The organism is Thiohalophilus sp. (assembly GCF_031581315.1).
GTDB lineage: Bacteria > Pseudomonadota > Gammaproteobacteria > UBA6429 > Thiohalophilaceae > Thiohalophilus.
On sequence record NZ_JAVLAZ010000055.1, the window covers coordinates 1 to 16,015 of the forward strand.

Consider the following 16,015-nt stretch of genomic DNA (forward strand, 5'->3'; position numbering starts at 1 on the left):
GTACCTTTGCGGATACAACGCTTGATGTCCTCGACCGACGGCTCCTCGCCTTCCAGGTATTTTTCCATCAGATCGTCGTCCTGTTCGACGGCGGTTTCGATCATCTTTTCACGCCATTCTTCGACCTGATCGACCATATCGGCCGGCACATCCTGGATTTCGTAATTTTCCGGCAGCCCGGTGTCATCCCAGACCCAGGCTTTTCGGGTCAGCAGATCGACCAGACCTTTGAAATTATCTTCGATGCCGATAGGCAGCACCATCACCAGTGGCGTGGCCGCCAGAATTTTCTCGACCTGGGCGACCACCCGGTAGAAATCGGCGCCGACGCGATCCAGCTTGTTAACGAAAATCAGGCGCGCAACAGCCGAATCGTTGGCGTAGCGCCAGTTGGTTTCCGACTGCGGCTCGACGCCGCCGGAGCCACAGAACACACCGACACCGCCGTCCAGCACTTTCAGCGAACGGTATACCTCGATAGTGAAATCCACGTGGCCGGGGGTATCGATGATATTAAGACGGTGATCCTTCCAGGCACAGCTGGTAGCCGCCGACTGGATGGTAATCCCGCGCTCGGATTCCTGATCCATGAAGTCCATGGTGGATTCGCCATCATGCACCTCGCCCAGCTTGTGGATCTTGCCGCTCAGCTTGAGGATACGCTCGGTGGTGGTGGTCTTGCCGGCATCCACGTGCGCAAAAATGCCGATATTTCTGTACTTGCTCAAATCAATCATGTTTCTACCTGCAATTCATTCAATTGCCCGTTACTGAGCCGGGCCGGTTTGTGATGGTAATAAGCCTGGACCACCACCAGGAGAGTGCCTGTGCGGCGCTGGCGCCAAAATAAGCCGCGCATTATACCCAAAGTGACAAAAAATGTGCATGACAATCGGGGCCGGAGGGACGATTTTACGGAAAATCGTTCGGACGCCACACCGGCGCAGGCCCGTTTTGGCGCTGTCGAGCCGATATGGGGCCGAATTTGTCCGCTTCAAGCGGGCCAAATTGGGCCCGACCCCAGAAGAGCCTATAAATTGGAGTCCCCGCCCGCCGGACAAGGCACGATGAAACCGCCCGGAGAGTCCCGGACGAGGGCCGGTCAGAGCGGTGAAGCTATCAGCTATGATTGTGCCGGCATTCCCTGAGCGCAGTGAACCGGGGATAAATCACCGCAAATAGCAGCGATATTCCAGGACCAGCGAGTGATCCTCGCCCAACAGGTTGAATATGCGCCGCATGGCCTGCGCGGCATACCCCCCCTCGAATTCCGGCGCCTGCTCGATCAAAAAGACCAATTGTTGCAGCGCCGGGGCGTAGTCTTCGCTTACTACGTAGTGCGCCACCAGTTGCCGGCGTGTTTCCAGCGCGAACGGTTCCTCGCTCAGCCGCACTTCCAGTCTGGCACGGTCCTGATCGGGATCGCGCTCGGCAAAAAACGTCAGCGTATCGTGCAGGCGGCAAATCTCGGGGTGTGCGGCGTGATAATCCGGCAGGCTGTTGAGTATCTTCAGTGCCTCCGCATAGCGTTGCTCGTGCTTGAGCAGTTTGCACAGGGTCAGCGGCAGGCGTGGATTGTCCGGATCGGCGGCCACCGCCTCGGCAATGGCCGCATAGGCGGCCTGCTGCTCGCCGCGAACATACAAATCCACCGCGTCGGCCAGGGCCAGATCCGACTCCCGGGCCACGTATTGATTCAGCAGCCGGCGCACAGCCTCCTCCGTCTGGTAGCCGTGACGGGAAGCCACCACCTCGCCACGATAAAAGAGCTTCAGGGTCGGGACACTGATGACCCCGTAATGTCGGGCGAGTGCCTCTTCGGCATCCACGTCGATATTGACCAGCAAGGCACCGCCTTCGCAGGCGCGAATCACCTTCTCCAGCACGGGTGAGAGGCTCGAGCAGATCGCCGCGGCGGGCGAGCAGAAGCTGACCAGAACCGGCCCCTGATGGGAGTTTTCCAGCACTTGCGACGCAAAATTCGCGTCATCGGCGCTCAGGATGTAGGGGGAATCGGGCGTCTCACTCATCGTCTGTGACACTGGCTTTGCAGGAATTGGGCCATCTACTGAAACACATCCCCCACTGCGGTTCAATTCCGGCGGCAGCCACGCACGACAGAATCAAATTTTTTGTTGTTGTGTGGCGTTGAAACGGGGTATGATGGTCTTACTTCGTAAGAAGTCATGGTGCCGAAAGGCACCGTGTTACTAACTGCATATTATTAAGGTTCTTCAAGAAATACCGGCGCGACCTCAGTTGTACCTTCCCGATTTTTCCTGAATTCTGCCTCAAATGATTTGCACGACCATTATTTACATATTGAAAGATTGAGGTATTTTCCATGGTTAACGGTACCGTTAAGTGGTTTAACGAATCCAAAGGTTTTGGCTTTATCACCCCGGAAGACGGCGGCAAAGACGTCTTCGTCCATTTCTCCGCCATTGTCGGTGATGGCTTCCGGACCCTGGCTGAAGGCCAACAGGTCAGCTTTGAAGTCGAAAACGGCCCCAAAGGCCCGCAGGCAGCACGCGTTACCGCCGCCTGAGCCGGATTTCTACAATCCGCACATCGAAACGGCAGCCCCAGGGCTGCCGTTTCTTTTTTTAGCCCCCGAAAATACTCACTCCCTGTACCGCCCCGCAAAATTCGACGCCAGACAACACAGTGGCCCCGCACTTGCCCGCCAACGGCGCCTTGATAGAATGAGCCTGAATAGTCCATCAGTATTGGCTGACCGGACACCAACGCAAGGACCTGTTGCAATGGCTCAGCTTATCGTACGTGTTGTAACCATCATCATCGCGTTATGGGCCACCATGGTGCAGGCGGAACCCCGGTTTTCGATGCAACCTGAACAGCTCGCCTCCGGCATTTACGCGGTTATCCCGCCGACCCGAGAATTGCCCAATCCGCAAAATCGTGGCTGGAATTCGAACAGTGCCTTTGTGGTTACCGGCAACGGTGTGCTGGTAGTGGATACCGGCAGTTCCACCGAAATCGGCGAGGCATTGAAAACGGCGATTGCCGGGGTCACCGATCAGCCGGTGCGCTGGATCCTCAACACCCACGCCCACGGGGATCACTGGCTGGGCAACGCGGCATTCGAAGACAGTGTGGAGAATATCTATGCCACCCAGTCGGTCATCGATCAGATCCGGGCACAGGGGGAAAACTGGGTTGCCAATTTCAAACGCCTGACCGGCGGCGCCACCGGTAACTCCCGAATTGTCCCGCCGGATACGGCCATTGATTCACGCCAGGAACTGCAAGCGGGTAACAAAACGATCGTGCTGTTTCCTTCCGGTGACAGTCACTCACCGGGGGATCTGCTGCTCTGGCTACCCGATGACAGGGTGCTGATCAGCGGCGATGTTATCTACTCGGATCGCATGCCCTCGACCAACAATTCAAACCTGCAGCAATGGATCAAACTGCTGCCCAAGCTGGAACAATTGCAGCCCGAAGCGGTCATACCGGGGCACGGCAACGTAACGGATATGCGTGGCATTGAACGGCTGCATGAACTGCTCACCTCGCTGTGGCAGGCCGTGGAAGAAGGCTATAACACCGGGCTGGCCGCCTATGAGACCGTGCCGCTGGTCCGCGATCGGCTGACCGACTTTGCCGAAACCTACCCCGGCATGGACGAAAAACTGCCACGGGATGTGCCGCGGGTCTATTTACAGGTCGAGGCCGCCACTTTCTAGAATAATCGGGCACGTACAAAAACACGGATTTATCATCACTGATGACACTTTCCCTCATTCGGCAGGAGCCATAGAAACTCATGCGCCTGGCTAACAGTACAACCGGTTACGGGCCGGTTGCCATACTTCTCCACTGGCTGACAGCACTGGTTATCATCGGCCTGTTTGCACTGGGTTTGTGGATGGTCGAGTTGACCTACTATGACAGCTGGTATACCGAGGCACCGGCAATCCACAAGTCGGTCGGTCTCCTGCTGTTTGCGCTGGTCCTGCTGCGGCTGATCTGGCGGTTGGGCAATCCCCATCCCGAGGCGATTGGCCAGCCGCTGGAAAAACGCCTCGCCGGCACCATGCACTGGCTGCTCTACCTGTTTATGTTTGCGGTGCTGATCAGCGGTTATCTGATTTCCACAGCCAAGGGCAAACCGATCGCGGTGTTTGACTGGTTTGCCGTGCCGGCCACCATCCACGATTTGCCTGAGCAGGAAGACGTTGCCGGCCTGTTTCATTTTTGGCTGGCCTGGGGGCTGATTGTGTTGAGCAGCGGCCATACTCTGGCGGCGCTCAAGCACCATTTTATCGACCGCGACGCCACCTTGCGTCGCATGCTACGTTTCACCCATGACCAATAACAAGGAGTTCCTTATGTCACGTAGGCGCATCACTTCATTGCTGACCGGTTTGTTATTACTTGCCTCGGGCCCGCTCATGGCCGCCGAGTACAAGATCGACACCGAAGGGCAGCATGCTTTTATCCAGTTCCGCATTCAGCACCTGGGTTACAGCTGGCTGTACGGCCGCTTCAACGATTTTGACGGCAGTTTTACCTATGATGAAGAGAATCCGGACAAGTCGAAGATCAACATCACCATCGACATGGACAGCATCGACTCCAACCATGCCGAACGGGACAAGCATCTGCGTGGTGAAGATTTTTTCCACGTCAGTAAATACCCCAAGGCCCGTTTTGTCAGCACTTCGTTCAATGATCATGGTGACGGCACCGCCACACTCAAGGGCGATCTCACCATCAAGGATGCGACTCGCAATGTCACCATCGACGTAAAACACGTCGGCCATGGCGAGGACCCCTGGGGCGGTTATCGCCGTGGCTTTGAGGGCACCACAACCATCAAGCTGAAGGACTTTAATATCGATTACGATCTGGGCCCGGCCTCGACCTATGCCGAGCTGGAACTGTCAATCGAGGGGATTCGCCAGTAATTCTGTTAACCGCAGGCGCTAACCCGGTTTTTTTGACACTATCGCTGCATTAGAGAAACCGGGTTCGCCCTGCCAGTTCGTCCTGAGAGAGTGTCACATCACGCAAACCGGAACCGTCTTCCTCTGCCCCGATGACCACGCCTTTACCGGAGACAGGAATCAGGCTGTCAATCTGGAATCGACCCTCACTGCCACGCAGGAAACAATCCTCATCAAAAAACAGGCGATCACCGTTAGCGTCAACCTCGTCGATGGCAATGGTCTCATAACCAATCAACTTGACGATGTCCTCATAACGGCTGATATCGATTGGCTCAATTGATTGGGTTTCAGGGCGAATCAACAATGCTTTCATTGGCCTGCTCCTTTACAAATAAATGACAAGACGTCAGTTGACGCCCAGTTCCAGCACCGACGGCAATACCAGCGAGATAAAACCGGTAATCAGTACGGCGCCGATCAGATTCAGTAATATTCCGACCCGCGCCATCTGCGGGATAGTGACCTGGCGACTGGCGAACACAATCGCATTGGGTGGCGTGGCAACCGGCAACATAAAGGCGAAGGAAGCCGCCAGTGCCGCGGCTGCCATCAACGCCAGCGGTGCAATTTCAGCCGCCAGGGCAAAACCGGACATCACCGGTAATAACAGCGAGGCGGTCGCGGTATTGGAGGTCACTTCGGTCATGAAGATCACCAGCAAGACCACCGCGCCCACCAGGATCACCATATTTGCATCCTGCAAGAGGGTCAGCTGCCCGCCCAGCCATTCTGTCAGACCGCTGGCGGCAAAGCCGCTGGCCAGGGCAAAGCCACCACCGAACAGAATGATGATGTCCCAGGGAATGCGTACTGCTGTCTTCCAGTCGAGCAGAAACTGCCCTTTTCTAATATCCGCCGGGATCACAAACAACAACAGTGCGCCGAGGATCGCCACACTGGAGTCGGTAATCTCACTCAACGCCGGAATATCAGTCAACAGACCGCGGAACAACCAGACAGCCACCACGAAGCCGAATACGATCAACACCCGTTTTTCCTGCTTACTCATGGGCCCGAGCTCATCCAGTTGCTGGCGAATGACATTGCGTCCCCCACTTAATCCTTCCGCCATGGTTTGACGAAAGGCGACGCGAGTTAAAAACCACCAGGTGATAAACAGCATCACCACCGACAAAGGTGCGGCGAACAGCATCCATTCGGCAAAACCAATACTGTAGCCGTACTGTTTTTCCACCACGCCGGCGAGAATGGCATTGGGTGGCGTGCCGATCAGGGTCGCGATCCCGCCGATGGAAGCGGCATAGGCAATCCCCAGCATTAGTGAAATCCCGAACCAGGTCGGTGTCAGGGCTTCGTCCTCAGCCGGCTGTTCCGGCGACAGCTGACGCAGAACCGCCATGCCGATGGTCACCATTAACATGGCGGTAGCGGTATTGCTGATCCAGCAGGACAAAAAAGCGGTCGCGAGCATAAACCCCAGCAACACCCGGCTGGGCGTGGTGCCGACCAGTCGAATGGTTTGCAAGGCAATGCGTTTGTGCAGTCCCCAGCGCTCGATTGCCATGGCGATTAAAAAACCGCCCATGAACAGATAGATCAGATGATTGGCGTAGGACGCCGTCACCCTGGCGGTCGGCATGACGCCCAGCAACGGAAATAATGCGATCGGGATCAGGGCAGTAGCCGGTATCGGGATCGCTTCGGTAATCCACAGGGTGGCCATCAGCAGGGTCACTGCTGCGGCTTTTTGTCCTTCGGGTGACATGCCTTCCGGCGTCGGTATCAGGAGCATGATGGCAAACAACAGAGGGCCGAGTGCCAGGCCAATCAATTGCCGTCGGCTAAAGCCGATTTCCTTCAGTCGCATGTCGCCCCCTGTTTTCGCTCTACTGCCTGAATGAGTGTGTCGCATCTACCATACTCAAACACTCCGAAACCGGCAATCGTCCCGCCTGCGCAGACATAAAAAAACCCGCATCCGGGGACGGATGCGGGTAAGTTACCACCAATGGCAGAGGAGTTAATGGAGAAGTTTAAAAGTCGTGCTTGAGCCCCAGCATGAACGTGCGCGGCTTGCCGGGACGCACACCGGCCGGGCGGCGGGCCACGGCATAGGTTTCATCCAGCAGGTTCTCAACGGTCAGGTAGACCTTGCTGTTCTCGGCGAAGCGATAATCACCGCCAAGATCAAACACCACATGGGAGTCGACTTTTTCATCCGCCGGGACACCGCCCTGGCCGGCCACGGTCCGCATCTCGCCCATATACTTGGCCGCCAGGTCGACGCGCCAGCTGGTGTGTTCCACACCGATACCGGCTGTCAACTGATGCTGCGGCAAATAAGGCATTTCGTCACCCGGCTCGACCGTTCCCCATTCACCGAAGCTGCTGGAGAAGCCGTTGTCAAAGGTGGCATCGGTATAGGTGTAACCGAAGCGCAGGGGCAGCGCATAGGATTTGTCGCTGTCGGCCGCCAGATCCCAGCTCAGTGACGCTTCCAGACCCTGCACGGTCACTTCGCCGGCCTGGAACTGATCGCCGATGGTGCAACCACCTCCGCTGGAAGCGGTACAGGTACCCAGCAGATTGCTGTAATCATTATAAAAAGCGATCGCTTCACCGCGCATCGCCCCATCGTTATAGCGTAACCCGGCTTCGAAGTTGACACTCTTTTCGGGATCGGCATCGGAGCCGGGCGACGGCGGGGTAAAACCGCGATGCACGCCGGCCAGCAGACTGACCCTGTCATTGTACTGATAGGTCGCGCCCAGCCCCGGAATCCAGATATCCACCGAATGCTCGGTAACGGTCAGGTTGCTGCCGGTCCGGTTGGGATCGCTGGTGCCATAGTCCTTGCGTTCGGTGTCGATGGACTCATAACGCAAGCCCGGCTGCAGGGTCCATTTATCGAAAGTGATGGTATCCTGCACGAATGCCGCCAACGCCCGGGCACTGGAGACCCGGTTGCTCTCGGAGCCCGGTGCACCGGCGGTAGTCAGTACCAGTGTGCCGTTATCCATTTTATATTGATCGACATGCTGGAAACGGTCGACTTCATCCTCATGATAGCGCAGGCCATACTCGATATCGTGCCGCGCGCCACCCTGGTCAAACGACGTACCCAGTACGGACTGGATACCCTGTGAATAGTATTCGCGATTGTTGGCTTTGACCGCCAGATAATCATCCACGCTGTCGCCGCCTTTGATAACGGCCATTTCGGCGGAGAAGGTGTTTGGATCGTCCAGGATCCCACTGATGCTGTTGCCATTAACCTTGTCCAGTTTGTACCAGTTACGCGCGAAGTCCTGGCGATACAAGGTAGTGGTTACGTCCATGGTCGGTGACAGCTCGGCGAAATGGCGCAGGCTGTATTGCTGCTGATCCGCATTCATCTGATCCCGCTGCGAGGCGGCATACCGGCGATACGGCGTGGTGTTAAAATCGTCCTGCGTCAGCCCCAGATAGGTTTCATTGGAGATTTCATCATAAGCGCCCAGCTTGAGCTCCAGCTCCTGATAGGTGTCCGCCTCGGCATCGGTATTGATGCGGAACCTGGTGAGGTAATCCTGAGTATCGAAACCGGTATCGCCGCCGTTATCCAGGTTTTTGAAGCCGTCCGAGCTGTACTGAAAGGTTTCCGCCATCCAGCCGAACTGCTCGCCGCTGTCTCCCATGTGCACATGGGTACGGCGTGTGGTGTCACTGCCCTGGCTGACGTCGACCTGGCCGCCGAATTCATTGGGAATCGAACGGCTGATCAGGTTCAGCGCCCCGCCGGTGGTATTCGGACCGTACTTGATGGAACTGGACCCCTTGCGCACTTCGACCGATTCCATCCGTCCCGCGCTGGGGAAATAATAGGCGGCCGGTGCGGCATAGGGAGCGGGCGCCGCCAGAATACCATCTTCCATCAATGTAATGCGGGCGCTGCGATCCACGCCAGTACCGCGCATGCCGATATTCGGCCGCAGGCCGTAACCCTCCTCTTCCTGCAGATTCACGCCGGGCACTTCGCGCAGGATACGGTTGATATCGCTGTATTCATGCTTTTCCAGTTCCTCCTCGCTGATGAAGTGCGCGGAACCGGCTATTTCCTGCGCGCCCTGCTGGCTGCCAACCACGGTCACCCGTTCAAGAATACGTGTTGATGCCGTGCTGCTATCGACGGCGTAAACCGACTGCATCGACGCCATGGCCACCGCCACGGCAGCGGCCAGTGGGGTGAATCCTCGTGAGGTATTGCGGTTATAGAAAGATCGTTTACTGTGCATGTCAGTCTCCCATTGATTGAACAATTTGTTTTGGGCTGGCTGACTGGTACTGACAGGTACACAGCTGGCTGGCGGTAAGTGAATGTTGGATGTTGCGTTTTAAATTTTAAATGCCGTTATTTGGTTAATATCAGTTTGCCGCTGCGGGTTTTGCGCAGCATGTAAATCTCGCCCCGGTGCTCGATATGCAGCGTACGACCTGCTGGCAGCAGGGCCTCGCTGCTTACCAGATGGACTCCCGGTTCTCCTGCTGTATCGGTTACTTCGTTACGGTTTGTTTGTCGCTTCTCGTTCATGCCTGTTACCTGGACTCCGGCTCGGTGACAAAACCGATTTTTTCAATCCCGTGACGACGTGCCGCGGCCATAACCCTGGCAATCCGCTCGTAGGTCGCGGTGCGATCCGCCTCCAGGTGCAGTTCTGATTGCGAACCGCTCAGTCCCTGAAGTCGATTAACAAACTGCTCCCAGGAGACCGCTTGCTCTTTCCAGATCAACTGGCCATCCGCCTCGATGCTGACGATTACGGTTTCCTCATCCTGCTCGCTTGGTGCAGACGAGGCCGCCGGCAACTCTACTTTGACCGCGTGGGTAATCACCGGCGCGGTAATGATGAACACCACCAGCAACACCAGCATCACATCCACCAGCGGGATCATGTTGATCTCCGCCATAGGTTGTTCGCTCGACTGGCCGAATCCGCCAAAGGCCATTACGCACCCTCCGCGGCCACGCGCAACGGCGGCGCGTTCGACGTCGGCTGCCGGGAGATGCCCGCGCCGGTCGTCAAAAATGCATGCAGATCATGGGCAAAGGCATCCATCTCATCCATCAATACCCGGTTGGCCCGTACCCGGGCGTTATAGGTCAGCACCGCGGGAATCGCCGCGGCCAGGCCGGCGGCAGTAGCAATCAGCGCTTCGCCCAGCGGACCGGCCACCACTTCCATACTGGCCGAGCCCTGCGCGGCGATATCCAGCAGGGCGTGGTAAATCCCCCATACCGTGCCGAACAGGCCAACGAATGGCGCGGTACTGCCGATGGAAGCCAGCAGGGCCAGACCCGACTGCAGACGGGCGTTTTCACTGTTCATGGCATTGCGAATGGTGCGTACCAGAAACTCATCAGTGCTGCAGGCATCGCCCAGCCGGGCGTGCTCCCGGTCGCGATAGTGACGCAGACCGTTAATGCCGGCCAGAGCAATGCGCCCCAGCGGGCTGGCGGACTGCCGGGCGACCTGCTCCGCCTCGGTCACCTCACGGGCATTCCAGAAATCTTCGACAAACCGGCGATTGGCCTTGCGCTGACCGCTCACCAGCACAATGCCCGCCAGAATCAGGTACCAGGTCGCCACGGACATCAATACCAGTGTCAGAAACACGGCAATCAGAACCCCATCGCCCTGTGCAAAAACATAATCCAGTGACATAAACGTCAGTTCTCCAGTTTGAATGTAATGGGCACAACAACCCAGGCTGCCACCGCGGAGCCGCCACGGCGCGCCGGCTCAAAGCCCCAGCGCTGGACCGCCTCCAGGGCCGCTCGATCCAGCCGGGTCGAGCCGCTGGAACTGGCCAGCTTCACTTCGCGCGGCTTACCATCGGGCCCCACGCGCACGCGCAATTGCACATCGCCCTCTTCGCGCAGTCGCAATGAGGCGCGCGGATAGGCCGGTGGGCGATTATTCAGATAATCCGCCTCGAAAACCGGCTCGCTGGTGATCGGCTCCGGCTCCTGCACTTCGGCCGAGTCTGGAAGCGGCTGTTCCGGTTCGGACTCAGCCGGCTCCAGTTTCGGCTCGGGTTCCGGCTCGGGTTCCGGCTCGGGTTCCGGCTTCGGTTCAGGTTCTGATTCCGGCTCCGTTTGAGGGGCCGGTTTTCGCTCCACGAGACTCACCTGCATGGTCCGGGTGGTACTGCTGACCGGCGACATTTGCGGATCGCTGCTCCCCAGCATCCAGGCCAGCGCGGCCCCATGAGCGGCCAGACTCGCCCCCAGTAACAGCCCCTTGACAGGACGACACAGGAGACATTCCCGACACCGGGCCGTCCATCGAGCTGCTCCTGTGGTCCTCATGCGCCAAGGGCCTCCATTGACTGAATTTCTCCGGCAGAAATTCGGCCGGCCAACAGTCTTGAATCGTAATGGTAATGATAATCGTTGTCAATTAGATCGAGAAATATTCTGTCACCCGAACCGGATGAGTTTTATATAGTTTTCAATGGCGCACTTTATAAGCGTCTTTTACCCCTGTAGTACACATTCAGTTTTTCCTACACTTGTTCTTACGCAGACACTCCCGGCGTTCGACCAGACCGTAAATCAAATCAACGAGAGATGAGCAAACCCGGAGTCCGGATACATATGATTGGCAAACTGTTGCTCGCCTGTCTGTTGTGCCTGATTGTGATTGGCGCGCTGGTCGGGCTGTTCCACTTGCTCACATAACCCCTGGCCATTATTACCCCTTTACCCGGCAAACCCTCCGCTCCTTTTTCCTGCAAGCAAATTTACCCGGTAATCAGGCCTGTTAACTGCTATGTTAGATTAAAGAAATATCTGCAACGCCTTCCGGCCATCAGTGTAGCGCTGACGGATACGGGATTATGAAGAATATGGGTCCGGGCAAGGTATTTTCCTCAGGATGTAATACACCAGCATTACGACGAATACTCATGCCGATAAAGAAAATTTCATCTGACGCTCTGGAAATAGGGATGTATGTTTCCAATCTTGATCGACCCTGGACCGAAACACCATTCATGTTCCAGGGGTTTGAACTGCATAGCCAGCAGGATATAGATGAACTGAGGCGCCACGCGAGAAATGTTTATGTCATAGTCCCCGACGAAGAAATTGAGCTGACAAAACGTCCTTCAGATCATGCAGATTCGTCCGTTCGGCCAGATATCCTGCATCAGGTCAGTTATAACAAGCCTGTACATATTGACAAGGAAATCAAACGGGCGAAGCCGGATCACAAAAAGTTTACCCATCTGTTTAAAGAACTGGAGTCGCATATACGCTCCAAAGGCACACTTCCCTTTGAGATGGTTGAACAACCCGCCAGAAAACTGGTCGATAGTGTCACCAGCAATCCCGATGCCTATATCTGGTTAACTCGCCTTCGGAAATTCGATTCCTTTTTGTATAAAGATGCCCTGACCGCAGCAGTCTGGGCAACGGCGCTGGGACGTAAACTCGGCCTGTCGGAGCAACAGTTGCATAACCTGGCTATCGGCTGTCTGTTAATGGATGTCGGTAAAATGTGTCTTCCAGAAGAATTGCTGCATAAAAAACAACGTCTTGGTGATGACGAATGGGAGCAGATGAAATCCCATGTTGATCTGGGGGTAAAATTGCTTTCGCAAAGTGCGAATTACCCTGCAGGAGTCATCCAGATTGTACAAACCCATCATGAGCGGCTTAATGGCGGGGGCTACCCGTCCGGCCTGGAAGGCAGCAGGATACCTTTATTCGGACAAATTGCCGGTCTTGTGGATCAGTATGTTGCCGTGACAAGCCCGCGACCCTATGCCCAGGTTCTGTCGCCGTCGAAGGCCGAAGAAATGCTTTATAAACAACGCGGAAGACTGTTTGATGAAATGCTGGTCGAGTATTTTATCCAGGCATTGAGCACGTACCCGACCGGTTCGCTGGTGGAACTAAGCTCGGGGGAAGTCGGCATCGTCAAGGCCCAGAAATCCGGCCATAATCTGCGACCGGATGTTATTTTGCTGCTAAACCCGGAAAAGCAGCCGTACGGCTCCTATACCCTGGTCAGCCTGGATAATTACAACATCAACAACCAGGCAGTGAATATACGCAGAACGCTTGCTGACGGCGACTATGGGATTACCATTGAGACTCTATCACTCTGACATCCCTGTCACGGTTAACGTTCGTTGCAGCCAGCGATAATGGATTCCTGGTGCGAGATAACCTGTAAAAGCTCCCGGGTCAGTCTCTGGTGTAGTGGACGTAACCAGTTATCCTGCTTTTCGCGCTGCTCATTCGGGTCGTTTTCAGATTGCCCATTCATTCTGAAACCTCCACTTCACGGCTCGTTCTGTCGGAAATAGACGCTCTTTCGGTCATAAGCACCGTATTGCGACAATTAATTTTGTAGGTTTTTTTAAGTCATTTACAAGTCAGAACAGACTATTGTGGCAAACAGGTTCCTCTGCCAAAATACAGAGTTTATTACTCAGGTATTTAAATTCCGCTTTAATCAGCCTGTTTCTGCGCTCAGGCATACCCGTTATAGCCTAGGTAATTACCCTGATTTTGTTTTATTGTGAAAAGTGGATAATAGGGAAGAGAAAACCGTGTTTCATCACTTCAAATGAGACCCGGGCATAACCCGATTTCCGTATTTTTGATAAAAGTGGCCTGACAGGGATACACCGGAACAGGATAGGGACCTATGACCAGAATCGCGGTATTACGTGACAGCCAGCAGATTACGGTGTGTGAACTCGCCGCCGGCACGCTCACCATTGGCCGTGCCGAGGACAACAGTCTGCACCTGGATGATAAAACGATCAGCAAACATCACGCCCGCATCGTGACGTACTTCAATGCCACGCACGTCGAGGATCTGGGCAGTACTAACGGCACCTATGTCAATGGCAAGAAGGTCCACAAAAAAGTTCTGCAACCGGGGGATGTACTGAAAATTGGCGATCATCAGCTTCGCCTGGATCCCGAATCCGATCAGGTCAGAACCTTCGTCTGACAAATAACATGTCATCAGCCCGACAGGCATAAAAAAGCCGGGCGATGTTGACACCATCGCCCGGCGAGGCCCTGAGACAAAGCTCGACGATTGAATCAGGCAGCTTCCTGCTGCTCCATCTCATCCCGGTATTCGCCTTTGCTGGCCAGTGCATTGAGTCTGGCCCGATGCAGCAACGCCTTGCGGGCGGCCTCGACCTGGGCAGGGTCTCCTTTCCAGGTCGTCAGTGCCTGATGCTGAAGAGCGCGCGCATAAGAGAAAGTCAGCTGCCAGGGCAGTGCCATCGTTTCAGCCGACCGGTTCATGGTATTCAGGTGCTGCGTGGCCTGCTCATCGCTCTGTCCACCAGAGAGAAAGGCAATGCCGGGCACTGCCGCCGGGACAGTCTGTTGCAGACATTCCAGCGTACGCTCGGCCACCTCCTGGATGCCGGCCTGTTTGGCATTCTCCTTACCACTGACCACCATGCTGGGCTTGAGCACCATGCCCTCGAAGAAAATATTCTGCCGATAGAGCTGCTCGAAGACCGTGTGCTGGGTCTCGCGGGTGATGACAAAACTGTCCTCAATGGAATGTCCGCCATCCAGCAGCACTTCTGGCTCAACGATGGGCACCAGTGAGGCTTCCTGACACAGCGCGGCATAGCGGGCCAGCGCATGAGCATTGGCCTCGATACAGGCACGGCCGGGCAGACCTTTTTTCATATCGATAGTAATCACCGCGCGCCACTTGCAAAACCGCGCACCCATGCCATGATATTCTTCCAGTCGTTCGCGCAGGCCATCCAGCCCTTCGGTCACCTTCTCTCCCGGATGCAATGCCAGTTCCTTGGCCCCGGTATCGACCTTGATCCCGGGAATAATATTCTGCTGTTGCATCAGCTCGATAAAAGCCTGCCCTTCAGGATTTTTCTGGCGAATGGTTTCATCGTACAAAATAGCACCGCTGATGTACTCACCCAGTCCGGGTGTTCCGAGCAGAAGATCCCGATAGGCTATCCGGTTGGCCTCGGTATTCTCAACGCCGACGGCCTGCAGGCGCTTACCACAGGTGGGATTGCTTTCATCTATCGCCAGAATGCCCTGTCCGGGTGCCACCATGGCACGAGCAGTCTGCTTCAGTGCAGCGTAATCCATTGTACGACCTCCTATTTGTTTGACGTTCATTCTTCGTCCCGGTGCCGAAAACACTTAATGCTGATTTGGCGATCCGTAGACCGATTAATATGCTGAATTTTCTTACCTCATAAAGCTAGCGCACAAACTCACTCGCGACTAAAAAATATTGTTTATGTCCCGGAGCGGTACCAGATAACAGCACTCACAGTGCAGCCATGAAAGAGACGCAAAACGGCCAGAGACAGGCGCTCACAAGCCTGCATAAAGTACGGGGAGATAAGCTGTTACAGAAAGTGCAGGATTATGGCCATTTGATAACTTCAGTTTATTGACTAAAAAGCCCGCAACAGCGTTCAGGGGAGGTTTGCGAATAAATGCGGATCTGTCACGGGATGACAGATCCGCTTTGGGGGATTACCGTTGTTAAACGAAATTGGCTCAGAACTTGTAAACCGCGCCGACAGAGATGGAAGAAGGACTGCCACCGGCGGTGGTTGTCAGCTCGTCACCGTGGCCGCCATCGATCCCCTGATAGTTTGCATTGGCGTCATTGTCGGTCAGGGTATAGGCCGCATAGATCTGGGTCGCCTCATCCAGCTGGTTAAATACGCCCAGCGCCAGGTGCTGCGCCCCGGAGTCGGCCTGCCCGCTGTGATCGTCCGCGACGAGATATTGCACACGCATATCCAGTGTCTCGTCGAACCGGTATTTGGCATTCACCCCGTAAGCGTCACGGTCGTAGGTCGTATCATCACTGTCGGTGGACTCGAAGATGGCCCCGAACTGAAGTTGATCCATAGTATAGGTAGCAGTCAGACGCAGGTTATCGACCTCTTCGGCCTGGTTTGCCGGATCCAGTGACCATTGTTCCAGTGCCGCACCAATCGTCAGTTGATCCGCGCTGTAGGTGAGCGATACGCTGATCAGGTCATTGTCGTTATTATCCTGT

18 protein-coding genes are annotated in these 16,015 nt (G+C 55.6%); 6 read left to right on the plus strand and 12 right to left on the minus strand.

Annotation, left to right across the window (positions count from 1 at the left end):
- The coding region (locus tag RI563_RS09000) for a GTP-binding protein (RefSeq protein ID WP_310694041.1) at positions 1 to 737 on the minus strand (737 nt) is incomplete at its 3' end.
- Between the two features lie 432 nt (positions 738 to 1,169).
- On the minus strand, positions 1,170 to 2,030 hold the full coding sequence (locus RI563_RS09005; protein ID WP_310694042.1) for a tetratricopeptide repeat protein: 861 nt from the start codon (positions 2,028 to 2,030) through the stop codon (positions 1,170 to 1,172).
- A 314-nt stretch (positions 2,031 to 2,344) separates the two neighbouring features.
- Here RI563_RS09005 and RI563_RS09010 point away from each other — a divergent pair, with 314 nt between their 5' ends.
- The 4 genes from RI563_RS09010 to RI563_RS09025 all read left to right on the plus strand — a co-directional run bounded on the left by RI563_RS09010 (position 2,345) and on the right by RI563_RS09025 (position 4,934).
- Positions 2,345 to 2,548, plus strand: coding sequence for a cold-shock protein (locus tag RI563_RS09010; protein ID WP_134084124.1), 204 nt, complete (start codon positions 2,345 to 2,347; stop codon positions 2,546 to 2,548).
- A 217-nt stretch (positions 2,549 to 2,765) separates the two neighbouring features.
- A complete protein-coding gene (locus tag RI563_RS09015) occupies positions 2,766 to 3,710 on the plus strand; it encodes an MBL fold metallo-hydrolase (protein WP_310694043.1) in 945 nt (314 codons plus the stop codon).
- A gap of 80 nt (positions 3,711 to 3,790) precedes the next feature.
- Entirely contained in the window at positions 3,791 to 4,342 is a 552-nt protein-coding gene (locus tag RI563_RS09020; protein WP_310694044.1) for a cytochrome b, read from the plus strand.
- Between the two features lie 13 nt (positions 4,343 to 4,355).
- Positions 4,356 to 4,934 (plus strand): YceI family protein, encoded by a 579-nt coding sequence (locus RI563_RS09025; protein WP_310694045.1) that lies wholly within the window; start codon positions 4,356 to 4,358, stop codon positions 4,932 to 4,934.
- Positions 4,935 to 4,983: 49 nt separating this feature from the next.
- On the opposite strand, the gene RI563_RS09030 is transcribed toward RI563_RS09025, so the two are convergent.
- The 7 genes from RI563_RS09030 to RI563_RS09060 form a co-directional block, all read right to left on the minus strand.
- Positions 4,984 to 5,289 (minus strand): hypothetical protein, encoded by a 306-nt coding sequence (locus RI563_RS09030; RefSeq protein WP_310694046.1) that lies wholly within the window; start codon positions 5,287 to 5,289, stop codon positions 4,984 to 4,986.
- Between the two features lie 33 nt (positions 5,290 to 5,322).
- Complete coding sequence (locus RI563_RS09035; protein WP_310694047.1) at positions 5,323 to 6,804, minus strand: DASS family sodium-coupled anion symporter; 1,482 nt, start codon at positions 6,802 to 6,804, stop codon at positions 5,323 to 5,325.
- Between the two features lie 166 nt (positions 6,805 to 6,970).
- Positions 6,971 to 9,211, minus strand: a complete 2,241-nt coding sequence (locus RI563_RS09040; protein WP_310694048.1) for a TonB-dependent receptor family protein — start codon at positions 9,209 to 9,211, stop codon at positions 6,971 to 6,973.
- Between the two features lie 116 nt (positions 9,212 to 9,327).
- Positions 9,328 to 9,507 (minus strand): hemin uptake protein HemP, encoded by a 180-nt coding sequence (gene hemP, locus RI563_RS09045; protein ID WP_310694049.1) that lies wholly within the window; start codon positions 9,505 to 9,507, stop codon positions 9,328 to 9,330.
- Positions 9,508 to 9,512: 5 nt separating this feature from the next.
- A complete protein-coding gene (locus tag RI563_RS09050; RefSeq protein ID WP_310694050.1) occupies positions 9,513 to 9,923 on the minus strand; it encodes a biopolymer transporter ExbD in 411 nt (136 codons plus the stop codon).
- On the minus strand, positions 9,923 to 10,639 hold the full coding sequence (locus RI563_RS09055) for a MotA/TolQ/ExbB proton channel family protein (protein ID WP_310694051.1): 717 nt from the start codon (positions 10,637 to 10,639) through the stop codon (positions 9,923 to 9,925). The genes RI563_RS09050 and RI563_RS09055 overlap by 1 nt, the downstream gene beginning before the upstream one ends.
- A 5-nt stretch (positions 10,640 to 10,644) precedes the next feature.
- Positions 10,645 to 11,286 (minus strand): energy transducer TonB, encoded by a 642-nt coding sequence (locus RI563_RS09060; RefSeq protein WP_310694052.1) that lies wholly within the window; start codon positions 11,284 to 11,286, stop codon positions 10,645 to 10,647.
- Between the two features lie 530 nt (positions 11,287 to 11,816).
- Here RI563_RS09060 and RI563_RS09065 point away from each other — a divergent pair.
- A complete protein-coding gene (locus tag RI563_RS09065; RefSeq protein ID WP_310694053.1) occupies positions 11,817 to 13,091 on the plus strand; it encodes an HD-GYP domain-containing protein in 1,275 nt (424 codons plus the stop codon).
- Between the two features lie 14 nt (positions 13,092 to 13,105).
- On the opposite strand, the gene RI563_RS09070 is transcribed toward RI563_RS09065, so the two are convergent.
- Positions 13,106 to 13,252, minus strand: coding sequence for a hypothetical protein (locus RI563_RS09070; protein ID WP_310694054.1), 147 nt, complete (start codon positions 13,250 to 13,252; stop codon positions 13,106 to 13,108).
- A 384-nt stretch (positions 13,253 to 13,636) separates the two neighbouring features.
- Here RI563_RS09070 and RI563_RS09075 point away from each other — a divergent pair, with 384 nt between their 5' ends.
- Positions 13,637 to 13,948, plus strand: a complete 312-nt coding sequence (locus RI563_RS09075; RefSeq protein WP_310694055.1) for an FHA domain-containing protein — start codon at positions 13,637 to 13,639, stop codon at positions 13,946 to 13,948.
- Between the two features lie 95 nt (positions 13,949 to 14,043).
- On the opposite strand, the gene RI563_RS09080 is transcribed toward RI563_RS09075, so the two are convergent.
- On the minus strand, positions 14,044 to 15,084 hold the full coding sequence (locus RI563_RS09080; RefSeq protein ID WP_310694056.1) for a class I fructose-bisphosphate aldolase: 1,041 nt from the start codon (positions 15,082 to 15,084) through the stop codon (positions 14,044 to 14,046).
- Positions 15,085 to 15,504: 420 nt separating this feature from the next.
- Positions 15,505 to 16,015, minus strand: a 511-nt coding sequence (locus RI563_RS09085) for a porin (protein ID WP_310694057.1), incomplete at its 5' end; no start/stop codon positions are given.